The sequence below is a fragment of the Arthrobacter sp. 05N428_2 genome (genome assembly GCF_056397065.1).
The window spans coordinates 46,123-71,088 of record NZ_JBFTMR010000005.1 but is presented as its reverse complement, the minus strand read 5'-3'; the positions used below and the strand labels follow the sequence as shown (position 1 = coordinate 71,088).

Here is a 24,966-nt window from a genome sequence, read left to right as displayed (position 1 = left end):
GATGAAGTTCATCGGCGCTGGCACGCGGCCCGGGCAGCCGCAGATCCATCACGACCTGGTCTTCACCGTCCCCAACCTGCTGACCGTGGTCCGCTTCCTGGGGGTCCCGCTCTTCATCTGGCTCGTCCTGGCTAAGCAGGAATACGGCTCGGCCGCGCTAGTGCTGGCGGTCATGGGCAGTACCGACTGGGTGGACGGCTACATCGCCCGCCGCTTCAACCAGATGTCAGAACTGGGCCGCATCATGGACCCCATCGCGGACCGGTTGGCGTTGATCGCCGTCGTCGTCACGCTGGTGATCGCCGGCGTCATTGAGTGGTGGTATTTGGCCGCGCTCCTGGTCCCCGACCTGGTACTGCTGTCCCTCTCGCTGTTCTACTTCCACAGCCACCCCGACCTGCCCGGCAGCCGGATCGGGAAGATCCGGACCGCCCTGCTGCTGGTCGGCACGCCGTTGCTGGTGCTGTCCAAGCTGCCCATCCCGGGAACCGGCGCCTACTTCGTGGCCGCCTGGATCTGCCTTGGGCTGGGCCTGGTGGGGCACTGGATCGCGGCCTACAACTACTTCTGGGCCATCATCCGCAAGGGCCGGGGGCTCAAAGCCGGTGCCGGAGCGGCCGTGGACCAGGGGCAGAACACCGGCGACGGCGGACGCCGCTGATGGTCTGGTTCGCAGTACTGCTGGCGGTGCTTGGCGCCTTCTTTCTTGCCTTCGGTGCCCAACGGCAGGGGAGCGCGGTCAAAGCGGACACCGGAGGCCTGGCACTCAGCTCGCACGGCATGCTCCGCCTGATCCGCAACCCGCGCTGGGTCCTCGGACTGCTGCTGCTCGGCGTCGGCACGGCAATGAACGCCGTCGCCCTCGTCTCGGCGCCCCTCACCGTGGTGCAGCCAATCGGCGCGATCGCGCTCGTGATCACCACCATCATCAATGCCAAAGACCAGGGCCTCAGCATGAACCGGGCCACCGTGGTGGCCATCAGTACCTGCGTCACCGGCTCGGCCCTGTTCGTGGTGCTCGCCGTGAACGTCACGCAGGAAAACCACCACGTCAGCGGCTCGGACGAACTGACCATTGTGCTGCTGCTTGCCTTGGCCGTGGGCCTCTTCGGAACGCTGGCGGTGCTTTTCAGACACCGGATGAGCGCTTTCGTGTACATCATCGGCGCCGGCGTACTCTTCGGTTTCGTGGCGGTCCTGACCCGGATCATCGGCAAACACCTGCTCGATCCGAACGGACTGTTCCTGCTCAACGTCCAGTGGTACACGCTGGTCGCCATGGCGGCGGCCGGCGGGCTGGGATCGTGGTTCGTGCAGAGCGCCTACTCCGGTGGGCCGCCGGACCTCGTGATCGCCGGGCTGACCGTGATCGACCCGATCGTCGGCATCGCTATCGGCATCGTGATTTTGGGGGAACTGCGCCCCGACGTCCACGCTGTGACGGCGATTGCCATGGGGGTCGCCGCTTCCCTTGCTATCGTGGGAGTGATCGCCCTTTCCCGGCACCATCCCGAGGTCACGAAGCGCAAGAAGGACGCGCGGAAGGCCGCGGGGCGGGTGTCCTAGGGCGGCGCCAGAGACTTCAGGCGCAGGCCCGCCGCCTGCCGCCGACGGCCAGCCGGCCGCCACAGCCCAGCTGACCGCACCGTGACGACCAGGAGCTATCCCCGTGACCAGGCCCGAGAATGACCAACCCGACAACCAGAAACCGCTGACCATCCTGATTGCCGCGGAGACGTACCCGCCCAACATCAACGGCGCGGCCATGTTCGGTTACCGCCTCGCCAAGGGCATGACGGCCCGCGGACACAACGTGCACGTCCTGGCCTGCCGGCCCGGCAAGGGCAAAAGTTACAGCGAAGCCTGCGACGAGGGCACGGTCCACCGAATCAGGTCGCATTCAGTTCCCACCCACGAATACTTCCGGATCACCTTCCCCTGGGAGATCAAGAAGGAAATCAGCCTTCTCTTCGACAAGGTCCAGCCCGACGTAGTGCACATCCAGAGCCACTACATGATCGGCGAGCACGTCCTGTACGAGGCGGTGAAGCGCGGCGTCAGGGTCGTCGCCACCAACCACTTCATGCCCGAGAACCTGAACCCCTTCCTGCCCTTCCCGCAGTGGTTCAAGGACGTCGTGGGCCGCATTTCCTGGAAGGACATGGGCAAGGTGATGGGCCAGGCCGACGTCGTGACCACCCCCACGCCACTGGCCGCCAAGGCCATGCACGAGCACGCCTTCCTGCGCAAGGTCCTTCCGCTCTCCAACGGCATCGACGCGGCAGCGTACGAGTTGAAGCCCGGCGAGGAAGAGGTCCGGCATGCCAGCCCCACGGTCCTGTTCGTTGGCCGACTGGCGGAGGAGAAGCACATCGACGTGCTGATCGATGCCGTGTCCAAGACCCCCAAGGAGCTGGACATCCACCTCGAGATTGTCGGCGGCGGGGAGGTCCGCGCCGCCCTCGAGGCACAGGTCGCCCGGCTCGGACTGCGCGACCGGGTGAAATTCCTGGGACTCACCAGCGATGCCGAGCTCCGCAAGGCCTACCTTGCCGCAGACCTGTTCTGCATGCCGGGCACGGCCGAGCTCCAGTCCCTCGTTACCCTCGAGGCAATGTCCGCGTCGACGCCGGTGCTGCTGGCGGACGCCATGGCCCTGCCGCACCTGGTGCGCGACGGCGAGAACGGTTACCTGTTCACGCCAAATGACAGCGACGACCTGGCCGCCAAGATGGTCCGCGTCCTGACGCTTCCCGCCGGCGAACTCGCGGCCATGGGCAAGGCAAGCCGGGGCATCGTGGAGAACCACAGCATCGAACGCACCCTCCAGACGTTCGAGGACATCTACCGCGGCGCCAGCTACGACGATCTCGTCGTCTAGTCCCGGCGCCGTGTACGACCGCGTTTGCGGGACGGAGTTGCCCGGCGGTCGGTACGGCGCGGGCGACTACTATTGCTAGAGTGTTTTTGCCCGGAACAGTCCGGTCCGCCCGGGCCAGGCCGTTCCCGGCGCACGGGGCTATAGCTCAGCTGGTTAGAGCGCGGGACTCATAATCCTAAGGTCCTCGGTTCAAGTCCGAGTAGCCCTACCTGAAAAGAGCTCCTGACCTGCGGAAACGCGGATCAGGGGCTCTTTCGTATTGGAGTTTTCAGGTAGGCCTCCGCCGGAAACCCACCGATATGCTGTCAGACCGAGTCCACGAAACCATCCCAGCGGCGCTGGGCCGCTGTCGCCACGGCGGGAGCAACGAGGCCAGTGGTGCCGATCAAATTTCCCGCTTCGGGCAATGAGATCGACACCCCAAGGACGGCCAGGACCCAGACCGTGAATACAAACGCGTAGATCCCCTGGCTGATGAGTTCCAGAGCATTGGTGGCGTATCCCGAAAGGGATGCCACGTAGGCCTCGATCGCTGGCTCAGCGCCATCCAGCGCATTCACTGCTTCGCGTGCAGTTTCAAGAAACTCCGGATCTGTTGCATGGGACGCCGCGACGGCCGTGCCCAGCCTCAGTAGTTCGTCAGCGGAGGGAAGCCGGGGCGCAGCGGTCCCGGCTTCACCCGGAGCCACTATCGCCGGGCCCAAGCCGGTCACCGGTGGGAAGGCCGCCAGAATCGACTTCTGCAACGTTTGGATGCTTGGGGCGAACGACTTCGCCAGTTCCCCGGAAAAATTAACTCCCAGGACTTGACTGACGTTCGGCACCAGCTTGGACCAGTCCGGCGCGACGGCCTTATATGAATCGAGGATCGTTTGGCGGACGTCCGGAAGGTGTGATGCAAAGTTGAGGGCGATGGAATCAGTCATCGGCTTGGTCAAACCTGAAAAGTAGTCAGTCGGAAACAGCTGGGGCATTTTGATGGGCGGGAACACTGCGGCCATGTCGAAGTGATAAGGCGGCAGTAGCTGGTTAGACAAGGCGATCTCCGAAGGCTTCGAGTAAGGACGTGTTGTCGGGTGCTTGGTGAATTTTTTGGACGTGGTGCTTCCGGGTGACGTACTCGATGGAGTGGCCCAGCTGGGCCGATGCGCTGGCCATCCCTGAGGAGGCTTCCAGCAGGGTCCCTGCTGTCTTTCGGAACGTGTGCGGCGTGACCCACTGGAGGCTGAGTTCGACCATGAGCCATCCCCTATCCCGTCATGACGCGTGAGCGTCAGCCTAGTTCAAACTCGCTGCCCCGGAGGATCTTCCGGAAACGAAAGGAATCGGTGGGCCTCGTGACGGCTAGCCGACGCTAGCGCTTCCGTTCCATTGATGATCGGAGGGACTATAGGTGAGCGAACACGTGTAGCTAGAGCGGATCTGCGCCCCGAAGCTGTTTTGCGAGTCCACGGAACCAGTCACAGTCCAACTGTTCCCAGACCCCGAGGCGCCTTCCCCGCTGAAGTTCGCCGTTGATGGTGCCTTCAATTTGTCCTGAACCATTCCACGGCAGGCGACCTTTGCGTGTGCCCCGTCGCCCAAAGTTGCCGGGTCCACCTTGCCGGCATTAGCCACGCAACTAGACATTATGCCGCCAATGACCAACGAGAGGACCAAGAACACTCCGCACCCAATGGCCGTTTGCTTCGGGGTGGCCTTCGGCTTTTCGACGACGGTGGCCGCCGGCTTAGAGCCTGCCGAGTTCGGCGCAGGGAACGGCCGCACCTCTTCCCTCCACGTCGTTCCGTCCCAAAACCGCTGCTGCGGCTGGCCTGCCGGATCTGGATACCAGCCTGCTGGATTGCTCAATATTCCCCCTTGAAATCGCCCCGTATCGGGGCCCTTGGTGATCCTAAGGCTGGATTGCGACGCGTACGTGCCAACTCCGCTTACGGCGCGCCGCGGCCGGTCACATGGACGGTCGTCACGTCCTCCGGCGGATCGGCGACTGCTGCACCGGCGCAACCTCCGATGTGGTGAGGATGGTTGCGAGGTGGTGTTCGGTGAAGCGGATGGTTCTGGGGCCGAACTCAAGGTAGGGCCACGCCCCGCCGCGAGCTTTGTTGCGGACCGTGGGGGGCGCGATCTGCAGGAGCTTGGCGACCTGGCCGACGGTGTAGGTTAGCGGGACTGAGGGTGAGTCTTCGTTCAAGGTCAATCCAGTCAAAATCGGTAAATATCGAGCTGTACCGATCGAAGATAGCCCAGAGTGACACCTAAATCCATCAAATGCTTGCCAGTTCGGCACGATAGTGGTATTCCCACGAATTCCGCACGTTTCAAACATGCAACTCGGACGTCTGCCAACGGCCGGCCCGCGGGGCGTTGCGCAAACTTGAGGTTGCCGGCTTGGCCTGGATGAACGGGGGCCTTCCGCAGCCGGAGACTAACGCACGCAAATTGGCTAGGAGTAGCGGGGGATCGAGGCGCCTGTCCATGATGCCACCGGAGCCCGGCGCCCAACGGCATGCCGCCGCCGTCACTCCTGGATGGTCGGGAAGACCGTGTCCGCCCACCACTTACCCACCGGAAACCCCGACGGGGAACGCAAGACGATGAACATGGCATGCGGCGTATAGGCCAGTTCCGTCCCGGAATCTGGGCAGTAACGCCATCCACCGAATACTGACGAAAAGCAGCAACTCATTCTCCTAAGGTCCTCGGTTCAAGTCCGAGTAGCCCTACGAACTGGCGGAATTTCCTAGACGATCCGCGTCCCACCGGGGCCACAGTCGACGTTTCCGCGTCGGCTGCGGCTTCTTTTGCGTCACGGCGAACCGCCGCATCCGGTCCAGCTTCCACCCCTTTCTCACACCCGGCTCCCGGACGCGCCCGGGCCCGGGACCCACCCGCCGTGCCCCCGGTCACTTGCCGCCCGGCCGCCGCTTGCGATATGTTACTCGTGAGTAACATATCCGCGGCGCGCCGCCCGCGCCCTTTTGATCGCTGCTGATCACGAGTGAAGGAACGACATGTCCAAAGCTGCAATCGACTTCAACAACCTCCCCTACGCCGACGGCGATTTCTTCGCGTTCGAGCAGCTGCTCAGTGGCAAGGAGCAGGACCGACTCGCGGAGGTGCGCGAGTTCATGGCCCGCGAGGTCAAGCCGATCGCCGTGGACTGCTGGAACCGTGGCGAGTTCCCGATGGAGCTCATCCCCAAGCTCGCCGAGATTGACCTGGTCAGCCCGGTGAAGCGCCAGGGCTACTCGAACCTCTTCGCGGGGATCCTGCACGCGGAGGCAACCCGTGCGGACACCTCGATCGCCACTTTCATGGGCGTGCACGACGGGCTCTTCACCGGATCCATCGAGGCACTCGCATCGCAGGAGCAGCAGGAGGCCTGGCTGCCGGACATCTACTCGCTGAAGAAGATCGGCGCCTTCGGCTTGACCGAGCCGCTGGGCGGCTCCGACGTCGCCGGCGGGACGCGCACCACAGCCCGGCGCGAGGGCGACAGCTGGATCCTCAACGGCGCCAAGCGCTGGATCGGCAACGCGACCTTCTCCGACTGGGTGGTCATCTACGCGCGCGACGTGGCCGACAACCAGGTCAAGGGCTTCCTCGTGGACACCAAAACCGCGGGGTACAAGGCCACCAAGATCGAGAACAAAATTTCGCTGCGCACCGTGCAGAACGCCGACATCACCCTGGAGAACGTCGTGGTCCCGGAGTTCTTCAAGCTGGCCAACGCCAACAGCTTCCGGGACACCAACAAGGTCCTGAAGGTCACGCGCCTCTCCGTCGCCTGGCAGGCCGTCGGTCAGCAGCTGGCCGCGTTCGACGTCGCCCGCCGCTACGCCGTCGAGCGCAGCCAGTTCGGCCGGCCGATCGCGTCCTTCCAGCTTGTCCAGCACCAGCTGGTGCAGATCCTCGGCAACGCTGTCAGCTCCATGGGCATGATGGTCCGCCTGTCCCAGCTCGAGGATGCCGGGGAGGCCAAGGACGAGCAGTCGGCCCTGGCCAAGGCCTTCACGACGGCACGGATGCGCGAAAGCGTGGCCATCGGCCGCAGCCTACTCGGCGGCAACGGCATCGTCACCGACTATGAGATGGCCAAGATCTTTTCCGACGCCGAAGCCATTTATTCCTACGAGGGAACCCACGAAATCAATACCCTGGTCACCGGACGGGCCATCACCGGGATCTCTGCCATCGTCTAGGCACCCGGGGCTCCGGCTTTGGCACCGCCTGCCGGGGGACCCCGATGCACGCCCGCGGCCCTTCATCCGGAACCGCCCAGTCCCGAACCGGGATTTGCGGGTGGAAGCAGGATGGAGGGCCGCAGGTCCATAACGAAAGCCAGCGGGTTGAGATACTCATCGCCGCGCCGCACGCCCCAGTGGACGCACGGTGTTCCGCCGCAGTGGCCGGGCAGCGCGTGTCCCAGCACCGACCCTTCGCCCACCTCGTCGCCGGGCTGCAACGCGCTTTCGACCGGCTCGAAACTGCTGCGCAGGCCGTTGCCGTGGTCGACGGTAATTACCGGTCGATCCACCACGAAGCCCGCGAAGCTGACGCGGCCCGGCGCCGGCGAGGTGACCGGGGCGCCGTCGTACGCCGCGCGGAGGTCCACCCCGCGGTGGCCGCTGAGCCACGGCCGGTCCGGAGGATCGAAGCCGCGCAACACGGGGGGTCTGGGGGAGAGCGGCCAGCTCCAGCCGCCGGCCGGGGACGCCGGCCCGGGAGCGCCGCGCGCCGGAGCCGACGCCGGAACGAGCACCAGCAACAACGCAGCGAGAAGAATTGAAACCTTCATGCCGCCAGCCTGCGGTGACCGGACGCGGCCCCGGAAGGCCCCGACGCGGCTATGTGGATTCGGGCCCGGTTCCGGACGCGATTCCTGCCCGCTTCCAGCCCCGAACGCCACCGAAGCAGGGCCTTCGAGCGGCCCGGAAGCCGTCCGTCCGGGCAGGTCCGCTGTAGTACACTTGGTGGAGCAGTTTGCTGTGCCCTCATGCCTGATTCCGCATATGTGTCCCTCCTTCTGGGGCCGATATGCCGGACAGGCAGCACGTCTCATTCAGGAGTGCGGGAGCAGTGGCTGACTACGCGTATCCAGCCCTCCCTGTCCGAAGCCCGGCTTCCGGGTGCGGAGGACTGCGCCTCTTACGGTCCGGCCCCTCGGGGTTGGATGAGGGGTGCGGTGGATGCCAGGAGGAACACCCGCCCGGGTGTTGCTAAATAACCGTCAACTATTGGCAGGGTAAGAGAGCCCAGGGCTTTCTCATGAATGACCTGCCGGAAGGAGCGTCGGCATGCCCGTCGTAACTATGCGCCAGCTGCTTGACAGCGGCGTCCACTTTGGACACCAGACCCGTCGTTGGAACCCGAAGATGAAGCGTTTCATCTTCACGGAGCGCAACGGCATCTACATCATTGACCTTCAGCAGTCGCTGTCCTACATCGACCGCGCCTACGAGTTCGTGAAGGCCACCGTTGCACACGGCGGCACCGTCCTCTTCGTCGGCACCAAGAAGCAGGCCCAGGAAGCGATCGCCGAACAGGCAACCCGCGTCGGCCAGCCGTACGTCAACCAGCGTTGGCTCGGCGGCATGCTCACCAACTTCCAGACGGTTTCCAAGCGCATCCAGCGCATGAAGGAACTCGAAGAGATCGATTTCGACGACGTCGCCGGCTCCGCGTACACGAAGAAGGAACTGCTGCTCCTTCGCCGCGAACTGACCAAGCTGGAGACCAACCTCGGCGGTATCCGCAACCTGACCAAGGCGCCTTCGCTCCTCTGGGTTGTCGACACCAAGAAGGAACACCTCGCCGTCGACGAAGCCAAGAAGCTGAGCATCCCGGTTGTGGCCATCCTGGACACCAACTGCGATCCCGATGAAGTCGACTTCCCGATCCCGGGCAACGATGACGCCATCCGCTCCGTCAACCTGCTGACCCGCGTTGTTGCCGACGCCGTTGCGGAGGGCCTGATCGCTCGCCACAACCGCGCCACCGGCACCACGGAAGCTCCCGAAGAGCCGCTGGCCGAGTGGGAGCGCGAGCTCCTCGAAGGCAACAAGGCCGCTGAAGCTGCTGCTCCGGCCGCCGCCGAGGCTGCTGCTCCGGCAGCCGCTGAAGCCGAAGCTCCCGCCGCTGAAGCTGTTGCTCCGGCCGCCGCCGAGGCCGCTCCGGCTGCCGACGAAGCCAAGTAGTCAGACAAATAAATCTGGATCTCCCTGCACGCCGCCCGCGGCGTGCAGGGTACTGACAGGATGGTTGCTCACTGGGTGAGCAGCCGTCCTGTCGGTCCGTACACCACACAAATTTCTAGACAGAGGGGTTCACATGGCGAACTACACTGCCGCTGATATCAAGGCTCTGCGCGAGCGTACCGGCGCCGGCATGATGGATGTCAAGAAGGCTCTTGACGAAGCCAACGGTGACGCCGAGAAGGCCATCGAGATCATCCGGATCAAGGGCCTCAAGGGCGCCACCAAGCGCGAAGGCCGTTCCACCGCGGAAGGCCTGGTTGCGGCCAAGGTCGACGGCGGCGTCGGCGTGATGATCGAAGTCAACTGCGAGACGGACTTCGTCGCCAAGTCGGACAAGTTCATCCAGCTTGCCGACAAGGTGCTCGCCGTTGCTGTTGAGTCCGGCGCTGCCGACCTCGACACCCTGCTGGCCACCGATCTCGACGGCAAGCCGCTCTCCGAGGTCGTCATCGAAGAAGGTGCGATCCTGGGTGAGAAGGTTGTCGTCCGCCGCATCTCCCGCGTCGAGGGCGCCACAGTCGACGCGTACCTGCACAAGACCTCCAAGGACCTTCCGGCCCAGGTCGGCGTGCTGTTCGCCGTAGACGGCAAGGGTGAAGAAGCTTCCACCGCTGCCCACGACGTCGCCGTGCACATCGCCGCGATGTCCCCGAACTACCTGACCCGCGAGGACGTCCCGTCCGACCTGGTCGAGTCCGAGCGCCGCATTGCTGAGGAAACCGCCAAGGCCGAGGGTAAGCCCGAAGCCGCGATGACCAAAATTGTCGAAGGCCGCGTTACCGGCTTCTACAAGGGCGAGGTCCTCGTTGACCAAGCATTCGCCAAGGATGCCAAGAAGTCAGTCGCCAAGGTCCTCGAAGAGGCCGGCGTCAAGGCAACCGCGTTCACGCGTTTCCGCGTCGGTTCCTAAGTAAGATCCGCTGAGGGGGTGGTCACTGCGGTGGCCACCCCTTTCGCGTGCGCCGGGAACGCGGGCCCGGGAATGCAGCCTTTGGTCCCCGGCACGATACCCTTTTTCAGAGCTCACCAACGGGAAGGCACCATGGAGACCGTCAACAATTCAGCCCAGCCAAAGAAGAGCAGGCGCCGCGTGCTCCTGAAGCTGTCCGGAGAGGTCTTCGGCGGCGGCAAGCTGGGCGTTGACCCGGACACCGTGCGTGGCGTCGCGAAGCAGATCGCGGCCGCCGTTCCCGACGTCGAGGTCGCAATCGTCGTCGGCGGCGGGAACTTCTTCCGCGGCGCCGAACTTTCACAGAGCGGCATGGACCGTTCCCGCGCCGACTACATGGGGATGCTCGGCACCGTGATGAACTGTCTGGCCCTCCAGGACTTCCTGGAACAGGCCGGCGTGGAGACGCGCGTGCAGAGCGCCATCACCATGGGCCAGGTGGCCGAGGCCTACATTCCGCGCCGCGCCATCCGCCACATGGAAAAGGGCCGCGTCGTCATCTTCGGCGCCGGTGCCGGACTCCCGTACTTCTCCACCGACACGGTCGCAGCGCAGCGCGCTATGGAGGTGCACGCCGACGTCGTCCTGATGGCCAAGAGCGGGGTCGACGGCGTCTACACCGCCGACCCGAAGAAGGACCCCACCGCGGAGAAACTGCACCACCTCAGCTATGACGAGGCCCTGCGCCGCGATATCCGCGTGATGGACCAGACGGCCATGACGATGTGCAAGGACAACAACCTGACCATGGTTGTGTTCGGCATGGAAGGCGAAGGCAATGTCACCCGGGCCATCCGCGGCGAGGACCTCGGCACCGTGGTCACCCCCTAGCTCCGGCTAGGATGTTTTTAGGACAGTTCAGCTCCCCGGGCACTGGGGTGCGCACCAATTTCTGAGGAGAGAACGTGATCGAAGAAACCTTGCTCGAAGCCGGGGACAAGATGGACAAGGCGGTTGAGGTAGCCAAGGACGACTTCGCCTCGATCCGGACCGGCCGTGCCACCCCGGGCCTGTACAACAAGGTCCTGGTGGACTACTACGGCTCGCCGACCCCGTTGCAGCAGCTGGCCTCCTTCGCCGTCCCGGACGCGCGCACGATCCTCATCACCCCGTTCGACAAGACCGCCCTGCGGGACATCGAACGTGCCCTGAGCGACTCCGAGGTGGGCGCCAACCCCTCCAACGACGGCAACGTCATCCGGATCACCATCCCGGAACTGACCAAGGAACGCCGCAAGGAATACGTCAAGATCGTCAAGTCCAAGGGCGAGGACGCCAAGGTGTCCATCCGCAACATCCGCCGCAAGGCCAAGGAAACCCTGGACAAGCTGGTCAAGGACGGCGACGCCGGCGAGGACGAAGGCACCCGCGGCGAGAAGGAACTCGACGCCCTGACCAAGGCGCACGTCGACGGCATCGACGAGTTGCTCAAGCGCAAGGAAGCCGAGCTGCTCGAGGTCTGATGGCGGAGGAACAGCAGGCGCCCGGACCGCAGGTACGGGCGCGGGGGAAAGAGCGGAAGAACCCGACGCCGAAAGCCGGCCGGAACCTTCCTGCCGCCACGGCGGTGGGCCTTGCCATGCTCTTCGCCGTGCTGGGCGGTCTGCTGTTCCTGCCACTGGCCTTCGTGCTGCTGGTCACCGCGTTCGCCGTCTTCGGCGTCTGGGAAGTGTACCGGGCGCTGGAAGCCTCCGGCACCCGGCTGCCGATCATCCCCGCGATGACCGGCACCGTGGCGATGCCTCTCGCGGCCTATTTCGGCGGCCCCGAGAGCCTGCTGTTCGCACTGCTGCTCAGCAGCGTCGCGGTGCTCCTGTGGCGTTCGCTGGAGGGGGCCGCGGGGTCGGCGCGGAGCATCTTCGCCGGCGTCTTTACGATGGCCTGGGTACCTTTTCTGATCAGCTTCGCGGTGCTGCCGCTGCATGCCGCCGGCAGCTCCCCGATCGGGCCTTGGCCCGGGGGCGTGGTGCCGACAGGGGCCTGGCAGATCGGCACCCTGCTGTTGCTGGTGGTCTCCAACGACACCTTCGGCTACCTCGTGGGCGCCTCGCTGGGCAAGCACCCGATGGCCCCGAAGATCAGCCCGAAGAAGTCCTGGGAGGGCTTTGGCGGGTCGATCGCGGGGGCGGTGGTGGTGGGCGTCCTCGCCTGCATTTTCGTGCTGGGCGAACCCTGGTGGTTCGGCGCGGCCCTCGCCGTGGGCATGGTCGCCGCCGCGACCGCCGGCGACCTGGCCGAATCCATGGTCAAACGCGAACTCGGCATCAAGGACATGGGCAACAGCCTCCCCGGGCACGGCGGAGTGATGGACCGGCTCGACTCAATCGTCTTCGCGTCCCCGGTGGCGTTTATGATTTTCTCCGCCAGCGCCGGCCGCTAGCGCAACGCGTTTACCACCCGGCGCCTACAATGGTGCCGAGCAAACACCGCTCGATATTCGGGCAACCAGAGCCGAACGGCATCGAAGGAAACATAGTTACAGTGGACATCCAACGGCAGATTCCTGGCTCCTTTGACCGCGTGCAGCGGAACCAGTACGGCTATAACGCCAAGCAGGTGGACCAGTTCCTGCAGCGCGCGCGGGTGTCGTTTGAAACGCCCCACGCAGCAGCACGATCGGTCAAGAGCGCCGACGTCCGCGCCGTCTCCTTCGACCCGGTCAAGGGCGGCTACGCCGCCGCCGGCGTCGACGCGGCCCTGGACCGGCTGGAGGACGCCCTGGCCCGCCGGGAACGCGACGAACTGATTGGGGAACGCGGCGAGGAAGCCTGGTTGCGCGAGATCGGCCGGCTTGCCGGGCTGCTCCGCGGCCGGCTGCACCGCCCCGACGGCCAGCGCTTCCGGCGCCCGGCCAAAGGCAAGGTGCGCAGCTACAACACCACCGACGTCGACGACCTCTGCCACGAACTGATCGGCTACCTCGAGGAGGACCAGCCGCTGAGCGTTGACAACGTCCGCCGCGCCACCTTCCGGCCCGCCGTCGGGCGCGAGGGCTACGAGGAAAGCCAGGTCGACGCGTTCCTGGAGCGCGTCGTCGAACTCATGGCCGCCATCGACTAAGGCGCCACCGGCTGCCCCGCTAGCGCTCGGTGGCGAGCGGCCGTTCCGGGGTGTGCAGCCGGGTCATCAGCCGGGTAATGGTCCGCGGAACCCGTCCCCGGGTGGCCCGGGACACCAACACCATCACCGCGAAGGCGGCCGGGACCGTCCACGCGGCCGGCTGGGCGAGCCACGGCGCTGTCCCGGCGGCACCCAGCACCGCGCCGGCCAGCATGGCGCCGCCGCAGAGCACCGCGCCGGTCAGCATTCCGGCGATCGCGCCGGCGTCGGTCAATCCGCGCCACCAGATGCCCAACAACAGCACGGGGCAGATGGTGGACGCCGTGAAGGCAAAGACCAGGCCCACACTCCCGGCCAGCGCCGTGGAGTCCGTCATGGCCGCGATCGCCAGCGGCACCACCGCCGAGATCAGTGCCGCGAGCCGGAACCCGCGCACGCTTCCGCCCAGGACATCCTGGCTGATGACACCCGCCAGCGACACCACGAGGCCCGAAGTGGTCGACAGGAAGGCCGCGAACGCCCCGGCCACCACGAGTGCGGACAGCAGGTCCCCGGCCGGGCCGCCGACCATTCGCCCCGGCAGCAGCAGCACCAGGGCGTCCGCCTGCACGCTGTGCGCCAGTTCGGGGGCGTACATCCGCCCCAGCACCCCGTACGCCGTCGGAAACAGGTAGAACACCGAGAGCAGGCCCAGCACAATCAGCGTGGTCCGGCGCGCCGACTGGCCGTCCGGGTTGGTATAGAAGCGCACCAGCACGTGCGGCAGACCCAGCGTCCCGAACAGCAGCGCCACCAGCAGCGAGAGAGTCTGGTACGGGCCCGCCGCGGCAACGGCCGTCGGGTTCACGGACGCCTCGGCGACCGCGGGGGAGCCGCTGCCGGCCAGGACAAACAGGATGAACAACACCGGCACGGCCAGCGCAGTGAGTTTCAGCCAGTACTGGAACGCCTGGACGAAGGTGATGGACCGCATCCCGCCGGACACCACAGTCACGCAGACGACAGCGACCACGGCCACTTGCCCCACCCAGGCCGGCAGCCCGGTGGTGATGCGGATGGCCAGCGCCGCGCCATGCAGTTGCGGGACGATGTACAGCCAGCCGACCACCACCACGACGAAGCTGGTGACCCGGCGGACCGCACGGGAATCCAGCCGGGCCTCGGTGAAGTCGGGGATCGTGTAGGCGCCGGAACGCCGCAGCGGGGCGGCAACGAACAGCAGAAGCATCAGGTACCCGGCCGTGTAGCCCACCGGGAACCACAGCGCGTCCGTGCCTGAGAGCAGGATGAGCCCGGCGACGCCGAGGAAACTGGCGGCGGATAGGTACTCGCCGCCGATCGCCGAGGCGTTCCACCAGGGCCGCACCGTACGCGAGGCGACGTAGAAGTCACCGGTGGTGCGGGAAATCCGCAGGCCGTAGAAACCGATCACTGCGGTGGCCAGCGAGACGGCGGCGAAGGCCGCAACGCCGACGACCGGGTTCATCCGGGCCTCACTTGTGCCCGGCGAGGTCGCGGTAGCGGGACTCGTTCCGCGCCGCTGTCCGGACATACAGCCACGCGCTCAGGCCGATCACCGGATAGACCCCGACGCCCAGCAGGACCCAGCCGAAGGGCAGTCCCGCGACCCGCAATTCCGCCATACCCGGCACCAGTCCCAGCAGCAGCGCGAAAGCCAGCAGGATCAGCATGAACCCGGCCGCCACCACGATGCCGAGCCGCAACTGGGAGCGGATCAGCGAGCGGACGAACAGTTGCCCGGCGTCGGACTCCTCGGCCGCCTCACGCGTGTCCGCGGATGGGCGGACCGCGGCAGCACTGCCTGCGTTGAAACTGCGCGGGGCGGTGACGCGGACCCGGGTCATGCCTGCGGCCGGATCCGGGTCGCTTCGAGCTTCTCCCGGACCGACGGCAGGTGCCGGCGGCTGATCGGCAGTTCGGCCCCGGCAACGGTCACGCTGGGACGGGCCGCGGCCAGCTTCATGTGGCTGACGTGGTTCAGGGCGATCAGGTAGGAGCGGTGGATCCGGAGGACACCGGCGTCGGCCCACTGCTGCTCAAGGTCAGCCAGCGGCACCCGGATCAGGTAGCTCGCGTCCGGGGTGTGCAGCCGGGCGTAGTCGCCCTGCGCCTGGACGTAGGTGACGTCCTCCCGCCGGATCATCTTGGTGGTGCCGCCGAGATCCACCGTGATCATCTCCGCGGCCGGGGCGCCGTCGCGGATCAAATCACAGATCCGGCCGATCGACCTGGCCAGCCGCTCGGCGCGGACGGGCTTGAGCAGGTAGTCCACGGCGGCGAGCTCGAACGCCTCGAGCGCGCAGTCCTCGTCGGCGGTGACAAAGACGACGGCGGGCGGCTTGGCGCCGCGGGAAATGACCCGGGCGATGTCCAGCCCGGAGACGGCCGGCATATGGATGTCCAGGAACACGGCGTCGACGTCGCCGGCCTCGAGGGCGCGCAGCGCCTCGGCGCCGGAGGAGGCGCGATGGATGGTCCCGATCCGGTCGTCCCGGCCGAGCAGGTAGGCCAACTCCTCGACGGCGGGCAGCTCGTCGTCGGCGACGAGGACGTTAATCATGGTCCTAGGGTACCGCCGCAGCCGGGGGAGCCGTGGAAGCCGAGGCGCTGGGGCTCAGGCGTCGTGGCGGGGCTGCGACTTGGGGACCCGCATGGTGATCAGGGTGCCTTCGTTCGGCGCCGTCTCGATCACCAGGCCGTTGTCCTCGCCGTAGACCTGCCGCAGCCGGGCATCGACGTTTCGCAGGCCCACGTGGTCGCCGTCGGAATGCCCGGCAAGAACGCCGCGCAGTTTCTCCGGATCCATGCCGACGCCGTCGTCCTCGATGGTCACCTCGGCGAAGGCGCCGGAATCGTTGGCGGTGATGGTGATGTGGCCCGGGCCCTCCTTGGCCTCGAGGCCGTGCCGGACGGAGTTCTCGACCAGCGGCTGCAGGCTCAGGAATGGAATGACGGTGCTCAGCACCTCGGGTGCGATCCGCAGGCTGACCTGGACCCGTTCGCCGAAGCGCGCCCGCTCCAGCAGGAGGTACCTGTCGATGCAGCGCAACTCCTCGGCCAGCGTGGTGAAGTCGCCGTGCCGGCGGAAGGAGTAGCGGGTGAAGTCGGCGAACTCCACCACCAGCTCCCGGGCCCGGACCGGGTCGGTGTTAATGAAGGAGGCGATCGCGTTGAGCGAGTTGTAGATGAAGTGCGGGCTGATCTGGGCCCGCAACGCCCGGACCTCGGCCTCCATCAACAGGGTCCGCGACGCGTCGAGCTCGGCCAGTTCCACCTGTGTCGCCACCCAGTCGGCCACTTCGCCGGTGGCCCGGACCAGCCCGGCGTTCGCTGCCGGGGCGAAGGCCGCCACCACCCCCACCACCCGAGTGCCTGCCTTGATCGGGGCGATGATGACGGCGCGTTCCGCCCCCGGGGCCGCCGGTGCGGGGCCCTGGGTGCCGGCGAGCATCTGCAGTTCGCCGGCCGGAATCATGGCCGTGTGGCCGCCGGCCAGTACCTTGGCGGCGAGGCCCATCAGCGCGGGTTTGAGTTCCTCCGCGACGCCGTCCCACGCCAGCACCCCCGTGGTGTCGGTGATCGCCAGACCGTCGCAGCCCAGCAGGCCGCGGAGCTGCCGGCTGGCCTTCGCGGCGCCGGCCGGATTCAGCCCGGTGCGCAGGTACTGGCCGGCCCGGGAAGCGGCATGCAGGGTCTTGTACGTGGCGCGTTCGGCGTCCGTGCCCAACTCGCGGAAGGAGCGCAGGACCTTGAGTCCAACGGCGACGACGACGGCGACGGCCGCGGCTATCATGGCGATTGCCGCCGCGGCGACAAGGGGAGAGTCCGGCATGCTGCCAGCGTAGCGCGCGCCGTTGGGCGCAGCATCGCAACCGTTGAGCGACGTTAAGCGCGCGGATGCTGGAACGTGGCGTGCCTCACGATGCACAGTGATTGCAGTCACACAGCACCGGAGGTCTCTTTCCGGAGCCCGGGGGTACCCGTCGGTGGCTCGCCAGTCTCAACGAGGAGGAACGATGGGTCACGACGCCCAACATACGGACGCAGCGGCGGCCGTGGACTTCAAGGAGGTCCAATCGACGGAGCGGTTCCAAGAACTGCGCAAACGTCACCGCAGCTTCGTTTTTCCGATGGCCATCGCATTCCTGCTGTGGTACTTCGCCTACGTCCTGCTGGCCGACTACGCGGTGGGCTTCATGTCCACCAAGGTCTGGGGCAACGTCAACATCGGCTTGATCCTGGGCCTGCTGCAGTTCGTGTCCACGTTCGCCATCACCGGCTGGTACGTCAGCTACTCGAACCGGAAACTTGACCCGATCGCCTCCGAGATCCGCCATGAGATCGAAGGCCACGAGTTCGACAAGCACGGCAACAGAGTGAGCGGAGAAGCGAAATGACTCTTATGGTTCCCGCCGTCAATGTTGCGGATCTCAAAGACACCACCGCGCTCAACATGGGCATCTTCGCCCTGTTCGTCGCGATCACCATGGTCATCGTCATCAGGGCCAGCCGGAACAATAAAACCGCTGCGGACTACTACGCCGCCGGCCGCTCCTTCACCGGCCCGCAAAACGGTACTGCCATCGCCGGCGACTACCTCTCCGCCGCGTCGTTCCTGGGCATCACCGGCGCCATCGCCGTGAACGGCTACGACGGCTTCATGTACTCGATCGGATTCCTCGTCGCCTGGCTCGTCGCGCTGCTGCTGGTGGCCGAACTGCTCCGCAACACGGGCAAATTCACCATGGCCGATGTCCTTTCGTTCCGGCTCAAGCAGCGACCCGTGCGCATCGCCGCTGCCATCTCCACCCTGGCCGTGTGCTTCTTCTACCTGCTGGCCCAAATGGCCGGCGCAGGCAGCCTGATCTCCCTGCTGCTGGGCATCAGCGACTGGGGCGGACAGGCACTCGTGATTATCGTCGTCGGCGCCCTGATGATTATGTACGTGCTGATCGGCGGCATGAAGGGCACCACCTGGGTCCAGATCATCAAGGCCATGCTGCTCATTGCCGGCGCCGCCGTCATGACCTTCTGGGTCCTGGCCATCTACGGCTTCAACCTTTCCGATCTGCTCGGCGGCGCGGTAGAAACCTCGAAGAACCCGGCAGTGCTCAACCCGGGCCTGCAGTACGGCAAGTCGGACACCTCCAAGCTCGACTTCATGTCCCTCGGCCTCGCGCTGGTGCTCGGCACCGCCGCCCTGCCGCACGTGCTGATGCGCTTCTACACTGTTCCGACCGCCAAGGAAGCCCGAAAGTCCGTGGTGTGGTCCATCTGGCTGATCGGCATCTTCTACCTGTTCACCCTGGTCCTGGGCTACGGCGCTGCGGCTCTGGTCGGTGCCGACACGATCAAGGGAGCCCCGGGCGGGGTCAACTCCGCGGCACCCCTGCTGGCCTTCCACCTGGGCGGTCCGCTGCTGCTCGGCTTCATTTCGGCGGTGGCCTTCGCCACCATCCTTGCCGTGGTCGCCGGCCTCACCATCACGGCGGCGGCGTCCTTTGCGCATGACATTTACGCCAACGTCATCGCCAAGGGCAAGGCGGACCCGGGGACCGAGGTCAAGGTGGCCCGCCGGACCGTCGTTGTGATCGGCATCCTGGCCATCATCGGCGGCATCTTTGCGAACGGCCAGAACGTCGCGTTCCTGGTGGCACTCGCGTTCGCCGTGGCGGCGTCCGCCAACCTGCCGACGATCGTCTACTCACTGTTCTGGCGGAAATTCACCACCCAGGGGGCAATCTGGAGCATGTACGGCGGCCTCGGGTCCGCGATCATCCTGATCGCGCTCTCACCGGTGGTCTCCGGCGCCAAGACGTCGATGATCCCCGGGGCCAACTTCGCGGTCTTCCCGCTGAGCAACCCGGGCATCGTTTCCATCCCGCTCGCGTTCCTCCTGGGCTGGCTGGGCACGGTACTGGACAAGAGGCTTGAAGACACCACCAAGCAGGCCGAAATGGAGGTCCGCTCCCTGACCGGGGTGGGCGCCGAAAAGGCCACCAACCACTAGCCGCCCAGCGGGAAGGGGAGCCCCCGTGCATCAACTGCACGGGGGCTCCTCTTTGCCTTGGGGCCGTGCTGGGGGACCGGGGCGGGGGAGTGGGCTGCCGGTTAGGCCTCGGCGGAGCCGCGTTCCAGCAGCGGCTGGACCCGGAACGGGATCATCTCACTCATGGCCAGGGCGGTGTCGGTGCGGTCTACGCCGYCGCAGGACAGGATCTTGCCGTTGATCCGGAACAGGTCCTCGGCGTCGAGCGCCACCACGCGGAGCAGCAGATCGGCGGACCCCGTAAGGCCGTAACCCTCCAGGATTTCCGGGACCCCGGCAAGCTCCACCGCCAGTTTGCCCAGCTTTTGTTGCTGGACATGAACGGAAATGAACGCCATCAGGGGATAGCCCAGGGCGGCCGGGTTGATCCGCCGCTCGAAGGAGAGGAACACGTGCTTCTTCTCCAGCTGGGCCATCCGGGCCTGCACCGTATTTCTCGACAGCCCCAGCTTCTGCGCCAGGGCCACCACGGTGCGGCGGGGATCCCGGGCCATCGCCGAAAGCAGGCGGGTGTCGGTGCCATCCAAAGCTTGCATAATGCGCAAGGTTAGCACGGTCCAGCGGACCCAGATAGGGCAAAATGCTCAATATTTCCGAAGGTGGTTGTACCCTCTGGCAGTTGTGAGTAGGGTCACAATTATCCGGGGCAACGGCGCCCGGGCGGCCGTCGCGCGTAGGGATCACAAGTCCCGCGGGCCAGGGTCAGACGACGTCAGAAGGTTGCGGACAAGCTGTGTTTACCGACGACGCGGGGAAGGGCGGCATGACCGCCGACAACCCCGGGAACAGTGCAGAATCAAACAGGCGCACGGGCGGAGACCTCGTCCAGCTGATCACCCCGGGGGGTGAACGCGTAAGCCATCCGGAGTTTGACTCCTGGGTCCAAGATGTCGGCGATGAGCAGCTCGCCGCGCTCTACGAGGACATGGTGGCGATCCGCCGGATCGACGCCGAGGCCACCGCCCTGCAGCGCCAGGGCGAGCTCGCCCTGTGGCCCCCGCTGCTGGGCCAGGAGGCGTCCCAGATCGGTTCGGCCCGGGCGCTGCGCGAGGACGACTTCGTCTTCCCCAGCTACCGCGACAACGGTGTGGCCTACTGCCGCGGCGTGCAGCCGGCAGACATCGTCAAGGCCTGGCGCGGCAACGCCCTGGCCGGCTGGGATCCCTACACCGTCAACGTGGCCACGCAGCAAATCATCATCGGCGCCCAGAGCCTGCACGCCACCGGTTACGCCATGGGGATCCAGAACGACGGCGCCGACTCGGTCGCCGTGGCCTACTTCGGCGACGGGGCCACCAGCGAAGGCGACGTCAACGAGGCCATGGTCTTCGCGGCAAGCTTCCAGGCGCCGGTGGTGTTCTTCTGCCAGAACAACCACTGGGCCATCTCCGAGCCGGTCATGCTGCAGTCCCACATCCAGATCGCGGACCGCGCCTCCGGCTTCGGCATTCCCAGCATGCGGGTGGACGGCAACGATGTGCTGGCCGTCATGGCTGCCACCCGGATCGCTATCGACCGGGCCCGCCACGGCGGCGGACCCACCTTCATCGAGGCCGTCACGTACCGGATGGGCCCGCATACGACGGCGGATGACCCCACCCGCTACCGTGACGCCAACGAGCTCGAGGACTGGGCCGCCAAGGACCCCATCGCCCGGCTCAAGGCACTCCTCGAGCGCAAGGGCCTGCTGACAGACGACCTCGAGGCCGCCGTCGCCGCCACGGCCGACGCCGTCGCCCGGGAACTGCGCTCCGGCACCATCAACATGCCCGAGCCGCAGCCGCTGGACATCTTCAAGCACGTGTACAGCACACCCAACTCCTCGCTGGACCGCCAGCAGGACCACTACACCCGTTACCTGGCTTCCTTCGGCGATCCCGCGGCAGCCGCTTCCGAAGAAGGTGCACGCTGATGACAAAGATGACCTTTGCCCGAGCCATCAATTCGGGCCTGCGCAAGTCCCTCGAAAACGATCCCAAGGTGATCCTCATGGGCGAGGACATCGGCACCCTCGGCGGCGTCTTCCGTGTCACCGACGGCCTGCAGAAGGACTTCGGGAAGCACCGCGTGGTGGACACGCCGCTGGCGGAATCCGGCATCCTCGGCACCGCCGTCGGCCTCGCCTACCGCGGCTACCGTCCGGTGGTGGAGATCCAGTTTGACGGCTTTATCTACCCGGCGTTCGACCAGATCGTCAGCCAGGTGGCCAAGATGCACTACCGCACCCAGGGCGCCGTCAAGATGCCCATCACCATCCGGGTCCCCTTCGGCGGCGGCATCGGCTCACCGGAACACCACTCCGAATCACCCGAGGCCTACTTCACCCACACCTCGGGGCTGCGCGTGATCAGCGTGTCCAACCCGCAGGACGCCTACACCATGATCCAGCAGGCCATCGCCTCGGACGACCCGGTGCTCTACTTCGAGCCGAAGCGCCGCTACCACGACAAGGGGGAGGTGGACGAGTCGCTCGACCTCTCTTCCGCACTGTCCATGGAGAACGCGCGCGTTGTCACCGAAGGCACCGACGTGACGCTGGTTGCCTACGGCCCGCTCGTGAAGACCGCCCGCGACGCCGCCCTCGCGGCTGCCGATGAAGGCGTCTCCGTCGAGGTGATAGACCTGCGCTCGCTGGCTCCGCTGGACTTCGCAACCCTGGAGGCCTCGGTCCGGAAGACCGGACGGCTCGTCATCACGCACGAGGCCAGCCAGTCCGGCGGACTCGGCGCGGAAGTGGCCGCCAGCATTACCGAACGCTGCTTCTACCACCTCGAGGCGGCCCCCGTCCGGGTGACCGGTTTCGACGTCCCCTACCCGTACTCGAAGCTTGAAATGCACCACCTGCCGGGCCTGGACAGGATCCTCGACGGCGTAGACCGGGCCCTGGGCCGCCCCAACTCCCTCAGTGGGCTGGAAGGATGACCGCCACCATGATCAAGGAATTCCGGCTCCCGGACCTCGGCGAAGGCCTGACGGAATCAGAAATCGTCGCCTGGAAGGTCGGCGTCGGTGACACGGTCACGCTCAACCAGATAATCGCCGAGGTGGAAACAGCCAAGGCCGTCGTTGAGCTGCCCTCCCCGTTTGCCGGCATCGTGACGGCGCTGCATGAGCAGCCGGGCACCGTGGTCGAGGTGGGCAAGCCCATCGTCTCCTTTGAGATTGAGGGCGACGACGGCGGCTCCGATTCCGGCGAAGCCCCCGCCAAACGGGAACCGAACCTGGTCGGCTACGGCGCCGTGCTGGAAGGCTCCGGCCGTCCGGCCCGCCGTGCCCGCAGCTTCGCTGCCGCCGCAACTCCCGCCGCCCCGGCCGCTCCAATGGCGGCCCCGGCCGCGGCACCTGCCGCTCTCGTCGCCGCCCCAGCAGCCGAGCCCCAGGCAGCGGTGTCCGCCGACGGGGGTGCCGGCGGCGGCGAGCGTCCGCGCTCCACCCCGCCGGTGCGCAAACTGGCCAAGGATCTCGGCGTCGAGCTCACCGCCATCACCGGCACGGGGGAACGCGGGCTCATCACCCGCGATGACGTGCGGAACTTTGTCGGCGGCGGGGACCTTCCGGTGGCACCCCAGGAGTTGGCCGGCGGCCAGGTGGGCGCCCCGGCGCCCGCTCAAGGCGAGCGGGAAACCCGGACCCCCATCAAGGGCGTCCGGAAGTTCACCGCCGCAGCCATGGTGTCGAGTGCCTTCACCGCTCCGCACGTCACGGAATTCCTGACCCTGGACGTCACGCCCACCATGGAACTGCTGGGCCGGCTCAAGGCCAGCCGGGCGTTCGCGGGCTACAAGCTGACGCCGCTGACGCTGGTGTCCAAGGCGGTACTGATCGCACTGCGCAACCACCCGACGCTGAACGCCCGCTGGGACGAGGCCAACCAGGAGATCGTCCAGTTCAACTACGTGAACCTTGGCATCGCGGCCGCGACACCGAGGGGGCTGACCGTTCCGAACATCAAGGACGCGGACCGGATGTCCCTGCTGCAGTTGTCCACGGCGCTGACGGAGCTGACTGAGACCGCGCGGGCCGGCAAGACCGCCCCCACAGATCTGGCCGGCGGCACGATCTCCATCACGAACATCGGCGTCTTCGGCATCGACGCCGGCACGCCCATCCTCAACCCCGGCGAGGCGGCCATCCTGGCGCTCGGCGCGGTGCGGAAGATGCCGTGGGAGTACCAGGACGAGGTGGCACTGCGCCAGGTCATGACGCTGAGCCTGTCCTTCGACCACCGGCGGGTGGACGGTGAACAGGGTTCCCGCTTCCTGCAGGACCTGGGCGCCATTCTCGCCGATCCGGGCATGGCCTTGGCGATGGTCTAGGCGCCGCAAGCTCACGGCTGCCGGCTTCCCCTCGACGGGGAGGCCGGCAGCCTTGTGTTTCGGCGCGGTATGTGTGTCCCCGTTCGGAGCTTGGATGCTCCGACGAAAGGTCCGGTACCGGTTGTCGAGCCGCGGCCTTTCGCGGGTCCTATACCGGCGCATCCGGCCTCCGCAGTTGCCGGATTCGACATGACTGTGTTTCCGCAGTCGGCCGATCCCCGAATGACCGCCCGCGAAAGCCCGGTGACGGGGGGCTTGACGGTACATTCACGTCCGTTACCGGGTTCCCCATCGACAGGTGGGTCCGGGCATCCCGCGGGCGGTTGCGGCCGTCGGGGGTAACTTTCAACGGGGGATTCGGCCTTTCGCCCGGAATTTGCGGTGTGTCCGAGCCGAAGTGCCCCCACAGTGGACCTCGGCGGTAAGGCAGCGAGCCCCGGCCGGAAAGCGCCCGGCGCTCAGGGGCCGAGGGGTGCCGGCCGCCACAGGGGTGGATTCGTTCCCGGCGAGGCTGTTTTGCCGGCCGCCACGGGGGCCACCGTGGCGGGCAACTTTGGCGGCAGAAATTGTCCGTGGAGCCATTGTCCATGGCGTGTCCGCGCCAAAGTGCCCGCCGGAGCGCGGGCGGAGCTTGCCGGCACGGGGCAAGCGCCGGTCCGGCGTCAGCCGAGCGGGCGGGGCGTGGCCGGTGCCGTCAGGGCGGCCAAGGCCATGCTTTCGAGCAGTGGACGAGCCCGCTTGAGCGCCATCCGGCGCCCGTGGTTCCGCACCGAGTGCGGCGTGGAGTTGATCAGGCCGAAGGTGGCATGCGCCCGCATCCGCAGCTCGGCCGGGTCCGTCTCCGGATGCAGCCCGGCCAGCACGTCCACCCAGAGCTCCACGTAATTGCGCTGCAGGGTCCGGACCTCCGCCTCGTCATCGTCGTCGAGGTTGCTGAAGTCCTGGTCCTGGACCCGGATGACGTCCGGGTTGCTGAGGGCGAAGTCGACTTGGAATTCGACCAGGCCGGCGAGCGCCGCCGCGGCGCCGTTGGAGTCCTCCACCACGCTGCGGCCGCCCTCCAGCAGGTCCTGGCTGACGCTGAGCAGGAGTGCCCCGAGGACTGCCTGCTTGCCGGCGAAGTGGCGGTACACGGCGGGTCCGCTGACTCCCGCGGCGGCGCCGAGGTCCTCCAGTGAGACCCGGTTGAAACCGTCGGCGGCGAAGAGCGCGGCCGCCGCGGTCAGGAGGGCTTTCCGGCGGTTTTCCTTGGCCTGGCTCCGCTGGGTGGTCTGGCTGGGCTCGGTCACCGGCGCATCCCTCGTCTCGACTGTCCCGTGGTGGACATCACAGTTAATAGAGACTAACCTAAAACTCAGTTATGCGGTACTAACCGAAATTGCCGGTGGCCGCCGGGACCACGCGCCGGCGCCACGGCCCAGGACGGAAGC

26 protein-coding genes and 1 tRNA gene are annotated in these 24,966 nt (G+C 66.5%); 16 read left to right on the top strand and 11 right to left on the bottom strand.

The genetic code is table 11. The features are described 5' to 3' along the window. The first annotated feature begins 1 nt into the window (after position 1). From AC1DGI_RS07040 to AC1DGI_RS07025, 4 genes are all read left to right on the top strand, one after another. Positions 2-661: a CDP-alcohol phosphatidyltransferase family protein gene (locus AC1DGI_RS07040; protein ID WP_476898267.1), complete on the top strand. Its 660-nt coding sequence runs from the start codon at positions 2-4 to the stop codon at positions 659-661. Further along, on the top strand, positions 661-1,566 hold the full coding sequence (locus AC1DGI_RS07035; protein WP_441401922.1) for a DMT family transporter: 906 nt from the start codon (positions 661-663) through the stop codon (positions 1,564-1,566). Before AC1DGI_RS07040 ends, AC1DGI_RS07035 begins: the two co-directional genes overlap by 1 nt. 103 nt (positions 1,567-1,669) lie before the next feature. Further along, positions 1,670-2,881 carry a glycosyltransferase gene (locus tag AC1DGI_RS07030; RefSeq protein ID WP_476898266.1) on the top strand — a complete coding sequence of 404 codons (1,212 nt, stop codon included), beginning with the start codon at positions 1,670-1,672 and terminating at the stop codon, positions 2,879-2,881. A 134-nt stretch (positions 2,882-3,015) separates the two neighbouring features. Beyond that, a tRNA-Ile gene (locus AC1DGI_RS07025) sits at positions 3,016-3,089 on the top strand. 97 nt (positions 3,090-3,186) lie between these two features. Here AC1DGI_RS07025 and AC1DGI_RS07020 read toward each other — a convergent pair. From AC1DGI_RS07020 to AC1DGI_RS07005, 4 genes are all read right to left on the bottom strand, one after another. Then, on the bottom strand, positions 3,187-3,918 hold the full coding sequence (locus tag AC1DGI_RS07020) for a hypothetical protein (protein WP_476898265.1): 732 nt from the start codon (positions 3,916-3,918) through the stop codon (positions 3,187-3,189). After that, the gene (locus AC1DGI_RS07015) at positions 3,911-4,120 is read right to left on the bottom strand and encodes a hypothetical protein (protein ID WP_476898264.1); all 210 of its coding nucleotides are present in this window, start codon (positions 4,118-4,120) and stop codon (positions 3,911-3,913) included. The genes AC1DGI_RS07020 and AC1DGI_RS07015 overlap by 8 nt, the downstream gene beginning before the upstream one ends. Before the next feature lie 105 nt (positions 4,121-4,225). Further along, positions 4,226-4,732, bottom strand: coding sequence for a DUF2510 domain-containing protein (locus AC1DGI_RS07010; RefSeq protein ID WP_476898263.1), 507 nt, complete (start codon positions 4,730-4,732; stop codon positions 4,226-4,228). A gap of 115 nt (positions 4,733-4,847) precedes the next feature. Beyond that, positions 4,848-5,075 (bottom strand): hypothetical protein, encoded by a 228-nt coding sequence (locus AC1DGI_RS07005; RefSeq protein ID WP_476898262.1) that lies wholly within the window; start codon positions 5,073-5,075, stop codon positions 4,848-4,850. Positions 5,076-5,895: 820 nt separating this feature from the next. Between AC1DGI_RS07005 and AC1DGI_RS07000 the strand changes: the two genes are divergently transcribed. Further along, positions 5,896-7,086: an acyl-CoA dehydrogenase family protein gene (locus AC1DGI_RS07000; protein ID WP_476898261.1), complete on the top strand. Its 1,191-nt coding sequence runs from the start codon at positions 5,896-5,898 to the stop codon at positions 7,084-7,086. Positions 7,087-7,148: 62 nt separating this feature from the next. On the opposite strand, the gene AC1DGI_RS06995 is transcribed toward AC1DGI_RS07000, so the two are convergent. Next, positions 7,149-7,682, bottom strand: a complete 534-nt coding sequence (locus AC1DGI_RS06995; RefSeq protein WP_476898260.1) for a murein hydrolase activator EnvC family protein — start codon at positions 7,680-7,682, stop codon at positions 7,149-7,151. A gap of 499 nt (positions 7,683-8,181) precedes the next feature. Here AC1DGI_RS06995 and rpsB point away from each other — a divergent pair, with 499 nt between their 5' ends. The 6 genes from rpsB (at position 8,182) to AC1DGI_RS06965 (ending at position 13,150) form a co-directional block, all read left to right on the top strand. Beyond that, entirely contained in the window at positions 8,182-9,081 is a 900-nt protein-coding gene (rpsB, locus tag AC1DGI_RS06990; RefSeq protein WP_476898259.1) for a 30S ribosomal protein S2, read from the top strand. A 133-nt stretch (positions 9,082-9,214) separates the two neighbouring features. Next, on the top strand, positions 9,215-10,051 hold the full coding sequence (tsf, locus tag AC1DGI_RS06985; protein ID WP_441401029.1) for a translation elongation factor Ts: 837 nt from the start codon (positions 9,215-9,217) through the stop codon (positions 10,049-10,051). 132 nt (positions 10,052-10,183) lie between these two features. Beyond that, positions 10,184-10,921 (top strand): UMP kinase, encoded by a 738-nt coding sequence (pyrH, locus tag AC1DGI_RS06980; protein WP_476898258.1) that lies wholly within the window; start codon positions 10,184-10,186, stop codon positions 10,919-10,921. Positions 10,922-10,995: 74 nt separating this feature from the next. Continuing rightward, positions 10,996-11,553, top strand: a complete 558-nt coding sequence (frr, locus tag AC1DGI_RS06975; protein WP_441401033.1) for a ribosome recycling factor — start codon at positions 10,996-10,998, stop codon at positions 11,551-11,553. Continuing rightward, positions 11,553-12,470: a phosphatidate cytidylyltransferase gene (locus AC1DGI_RS06970; RefSeq protein ID WP_441401035.1), complete on the top strand. Its 918-nt coding sequence runs from the start codon at positions 11,553-11,555 to the stop codon at positions 12,468-12,470. The genes frr and AC1DGI_RS06970 overlap by 1 nt, the downstream gene beginning before the upstream one ends. Positions 12,471-12,571: 101 nt before the next feature. Then, the gene (locus AC1DGI_RS06965; RefSeq protein WP_476898257.1) at positions 12,572-13,150 is read left to right on the top strand and encodes a DivIVA domain-containing protein; all 579 of its coding nucleotides are present in this window, start codon (positions 12,572-12,574) and stop codon (positions 13,148-13,150) included. Between the two features lie 19 nt (positions 13,151-13,169). Here the strand turns inward: AC1DGI_RS06965 and AC1DGI_RS06960 are convergent, their stop codons facing one another. From AC1DGI_RS06960 to AC1DGI_RS06945, 4 genes are read right to left on the bottom strand one after another with little or no spacing between them, the layout of a single operon-like run. After that, a complete protein-coding gene (locus AC1DGI_RS06960; protein ID WP_476898256.1) occupies positions 13,170-14,636 on the bottom strand; it encodes a sodium/solute symporter in 1,467 nt (488 codons plus the stop codon). Positions 14,637-14,643: 7 nt separating this feature from the next. Beyond that, positions 14,644-15,015: a hypothetical protein gene (locus tag AC1DGI_RS06955; RefSeq protein WP_476898255.1), complete on the bottom strand. Its 372-nt coding sequence runs from the start codon at positions 15,013-15,015 to the stop codon at positions 14,644-14,646. Then, the gene (locus AC1DGI_RS06950) at positions 15,012-15,731 is read right to left on the bottom strand and encodes a LytR/AlgR family response regulator transcription factor (protein ID WP_476898254.1); all 720 of its coding nucleotides are present in this window, start codon (positions 15,729-15,731) and stop codon (positions 15,012-15,014) included. The genes AC1DGI_RS06955 and AC1DGI_RS06950 overlap by 4 nt, the downstream gene beginning before the upstream one ends. 54 nt (positions 15,732-15,785) lie before the next feature. Further along, on the bottom strand, positions 15,786-17,003 hold the full coding sequence (locus tag AC1DGI_RS06945; protein ID WP_476898253.1) for a sensor histidine kinase: 1,218 nt from the start codon (positions 17,001-17,003) through the stop codon (positions 15,786-15,788). A 184-nt stretch (positions 17,004-17,187) separates the two neighbouring features. On the opposite strand from AC1DGI_RS06945, the gene AC1DGI_RS06940 reads away from it, so the two are divergent. Continuing rightward, positions 17,188-17,568, top strand: coding sequence for a DUF485 domain-containing protein (locus AC1DGI_RS06940; protein ID WP_476898252.1), 381 nt, complete (start codon positions 17,188-17,190; stop codon positions 17,566-17,568). Continuing rightward, on the top strand, positions 17,565-19,181 hold the full coding sequence (locus AC1DGI_RS06935; RefSeq protein ID WP_476898251.1) for a solute symporter family protein: 1,617 nt from the start codon (positions 17,565-17,567) through the stop codon (positions 19,179-19,181). The genes AC1DGI_RS06940 and AC1DGI_RS06935 overlap by 4 nt, the downstream gene beginning before the upstream one ends. Before the next feature lie 101 nt (positions 19,182-19,282). Here AC1DGI_RS06935 and AC1DGI_RS06930 read toward each other — a convergent pair whose 3' ends face one another. Further along, positions 19,283-19,756, bottom strand: a complete 474-nt coding sequence (locus AC1DGI_RS06930; protein WP_476898250.1) for an Lrp/AsnC family transcriptional regulator — start codon at positions 19,754-19,756, stop codon at positions 19,283-19,285. 197 nt (positions 19,757-19,953) lie between these two features. On the opposite strand from AC1DGI_RS06930, the gene pdhA reads away from it, so the two are divergent. From pdhA to AC1DGI_RS06915, 3 genes are read left to right on the top strand one after another with little or no spacing between them, the layout of a single operon-like run. Next, entirely contained in the window at positions 19,954-21,132 is a 1,179-nt protein-coding gene (pdhA, locus tag AC1DGI_RS06925; RefSeq protein ID WP_476898249.1) for a pyruvate dehydrogenase (acetyl-transferring) E1 component subunit alpha, read from the top strand. Continuing rightward, positions 21,132-22,142, top strand: coding sequence for an alpha-ketoacid dehydrogenase subunit beta (locus tag AC1DGI_RS06920; protein WP_476898248.1), 1,011 nt, complete (start codon positions 21,132-21,134; stop codon positions 22,140-22,142). The genes pdhA and AC1DGI_RS06920 overlap by 1 nt, the downstream gene beginning before the upstream one ends. Continuing rightward, on the top strand, positions 22,139-23,536 hold the full coding sequence (locus tag AC1DGI_RS06915) for a dihydrolipoamide acetyltransferase family protein (protein ID WP_476898247.1): 1,398 nt from the start codon (positions 22,139-22,141) through the stop codon (positions 23,534-23,536). Before AC1DGI_RS06920 ends, AC1DGI_RS06915 begins: the two co-directional genes overlap by 4 nt. Positions 23,537-24,198: 662 nt before the next feature. Here AC1DGI_RS06915 and AC1DGI_RS06910 read toward each other — a convergent pair. Further along, entirely contained in the window at positions 24,199-24,825 is a 627-nt protein-coding gene (locus AC1DGI_RS06910; protein WP_441403768.1) for an SACE_7040 family transcriptional regulator, read from the bottom strand. Positions 24,826-24,966: the final 141 nt, after the last annotated feature.

Excerpts from the sequence above, each read along its gene's own strand:
- AC1DGI_RS06915 (WP_476898247.1), top strand. The coding sequence starts at position 22,139 with ATGACCGCCACCATGATCAAGGAATTCCGGCTCCCGGACCTCGGCGAA.
- AC1DGI_RS06935 (WP_476898251.1), top strand. The coding sequence starts at position 17,565 with ATGACTCTTATGGTTCCCGCCGTCAATGTTGCGGATCTCAAAGACACC.
- AC1DGI_RS06920 (WP_476898248.1), top strand. The coding sequence starts at position 21,132 with ATGACAAAGATGACCTTTGCCCGAGCCATCAATTCGGGCCTGCGCAAG.
- tsf (WP_441401029.1), top strand. The coding sequence starts at position 9,215 with ATGGCGAACTACACTGCCGCTGATATCAAGGCTCTGCGCGAGCGTACC.
- AC1DGI_RS07040 (WP_476898267.1), top strand. The coding sequence starts at position 2 with ATGAAGTTCATCGGCGCTGGCACGCGGCCCGGGCAGCCGCAGATCCAT.
- rpsB (WP_476898259.1), top strand. The coding sequence starts at position 8,182 with ATGCCCGTCGTAACTATGCGCCAGCTGCTTGACAGCGGCGTCCACTTT.
- pyrH (WP_476898258.1), top strand. The coding sequence starts at position 10,184 with ATGGAGACCGTCAACAATTCAGCCCAGCCAAAGAAGAGCAGGCGCCGC.
- AC1DGI_RS06960 (WP_476898256.1), bottom strand. The coding sequence starts at position 14,636 with ATGAACCCGGTCGTCGGCGTTGCGGCCTTCGCCGCCGTCTCGCTGGCC.
- AC1DGI_RS06950 (WP_476898254.1), bottom strand. The coding sequence starts at position 15,731 with ATGATTAACGTCCTCGTCGCCGACGACGAGCTGCCCGCCGTCGAGGAG.
- AC1DGI_RS06995 (WP_476898260.1), bottom strand. The coding sequence starts at position 7,682 with ATGAAGGTTTCAATTCTTCTCGCTGCGTTGTTGCTGGTGCTCGTTCCG.
- AC1DGI_RS07035 (WP_441401922.1), top strand. The coding sequence starts at position 661 with ATGGTCTGGTTCGCAGTACTGCTGGCGGTGCTTGGCGCCTTCTTTCTT.
- AC1DGI_RS06940 (WP_476898252.1), top strand. The coding sequence starts at position 17,188 with ATGGGTCACGACGCCCAACATACGGACGCAGCGGCGGCCGTGGACTTC.
- AC1DGI_RS06945 (WP_476898253.1), bottom strand. The coding sequence starts at position 17,003 with ATGCCGGACTCTCCCCTTGTCGCCGCGGCGGCAATCGCCATGATAGCC.
- AC1DGI_RS06955 (WP_476898255.1), bottom strand. The coding sequence starts at position 15,015 with ATGACCCGGGTCCGCGTCACCGCCCCGCGCAGTTTCAACGCAGGCAGT.
- AC1DGI_RS07015 (WP_476898264.1), bottom strand. The coding sequence starts at position 4,120 with ATGGTCGAACTCAGCCTCCAGTGGGTCACGCCGCACACGTTCCGAAAG.
- AC1DGI_RS06970 (WP_441401035.1), top strand. The coding sequence starts at position 11,553 with ATGGCGGAGGAACAGCAGGCGCCCGGACCGCAGGTACGGGCGCGGGGG.
- AC1DGI_RS07000 (WP_476898261.1), top strand. The coding sequence starts at position 5,896 with ATGTCCAAAGCTGCAATCGACTTCAACAACCTCCCCTACGCCGACGGC.